Raw genomic sequence first — 1420 nt, forward strand, 5'->3', positions numbered from 1 at the left:
GGTCTTGAATATTTTAAAGAAGTTATTAAAAGCACTATTGCTACAGAACTTGTTAATGATAAAAACTTTATTGAACAAGCTTATAGTAAAATACTTACCAAAATTTTAAATGACGATTCTAGTAGTATTTCTAATATTTTTAGTCAAATAAAAAGCAGACTTACAAGTAGTATGTCAAGTTCCAGACTAAATAAATCTGATTATTTTGTTACTACAAATGGCTATGGTACCTTACAAAAATCATCTATCCCTGAATACTTACTTGGTCCACCATCTGATTTCACTTTATCAAAAACCAGAACTACAAGTAGTTCAATTGCAGAATACGACCTTAGAAAAAGAGCCTATATCATAGATATGACTTCAGAGTACTCAGACAAAGATGTTATATTAAGATTTTATTCATCTGATGATGACAAACCCATTTATTTAGACATAGTCGTAGATGCCACTATTAATGCATCAGGAAGTAAGTATGCAAAACGAATACATACACAATATGCTAGTGAATCAGGCAAAGGATTAGTATATTATCTTGGTGCAAAAAATGCTTTAGTAGATACTTTTGTCCCTTTGTTTCAGGGTTGGTATATACAAAAACGTTCGTACTCAACAAATTACGACACAATTCCTAGACTTGTTAAGATTTAAAATATTATCTTTATATTTATAGCAAAAATTAATTTTAGCTATATAGTTATAAATACAAATTTTCAAAGGAGAGGTTAAAGCTCATATGAATGACATTGACACAAATAATTTAATACAACTTTTACTTGATATTGATGGTACTAAGTTATTAATTATTTCTGGTTTAATTTTGGGTACTGTACTCTTACTTAAACCTGTGCTTAAAGATATATTACATATCTTAATAGACAAATTTAAAAACAAAAATAAACAAAATAATAATGATAATAATGATTGGGGTCAGATATGATACTGAGTAAAGAATCTTTAGACACATCTTTAAATGCAATCTCAAATTTAATTGATTCATTATTCAATTTTAAAGATGCTACTTTTGACAGACGTGATAATCATGCATTCTCATTATTACACCAATTCTATTTGGAATATGAGCATATTTATACTAAAAACATGGAAATTTTAGACAATGCTTTAACTCCACAAATAAAATTGGCTATTGAACCTATACAAACTAAAATAAAAAAATTTATAGAAAAGGTCAATAGTAATCCTGATAATATGCAATTACCATCAGAGATGACATCACATGAAAAGGAGTATAAATGAATTTAAGTACGGCAAAAATAGGTATTGATATACTAAATAAATTTACAGAACTTCTACAAAAAAATAATAATGATAAAAATACATCTACTTATACAAATATCTTTTTGAAAGTAGTTAATTACATTTTTTCTTTATATGAAGCAAGTATAAACAGAATGGAACA

Annotated in this window: 3 protein-coding genes; all 3 read left to right on the top strand. The window is 26.6% G+C overall.

Annotation, left to right across the window (positions count from 1 at the left end; genetic code table 11):
• A partial coding sequence (locus U880_RS0101225) for a DUF685 domain-containing protein (protein ID WP_024654448.1) occupies positions 1 to 651 on the top strand: 651 nt, incomplete at its 5' end.
• 85 nt (positions 652 to 736) lie between these two features.
• Positions 737 to 940 (top strand): BlyA family holin, encoded by a 204-nt coding sequence (locus U880_RS0101230; protein WP_038358718.1) that lies wholly within the window; start codon positions 737 to 739, stop codon positions 938 to 940.
• Positions 937 to 1257: a BlyB family putative holin accessory protein gene (locus U880_RS0101235; protein WP_024654450.1), complete on the top strand. Its 321-nt coding sequence runs from the start codon at positions 937 to 939 to the stop codon at positions 1255 to 1257. Before U880_RS0101230 ends, U880_RS0101235 begins: the two co-directional genes overlap by 4 nt.
• The last annotated feature ends 163 nt before the right edge of the window (positions 1258 to 1420 follow it).

The sequence above is a fragment of the Borrelia hispanica CRI genome (genome assembly GCF_000500065.1).
Lineage (GTDB): Bacteria > Spirochaetota > Spirochaetia > Borreliales > Borreliaceae > Borrelia > Borrelia hispanica.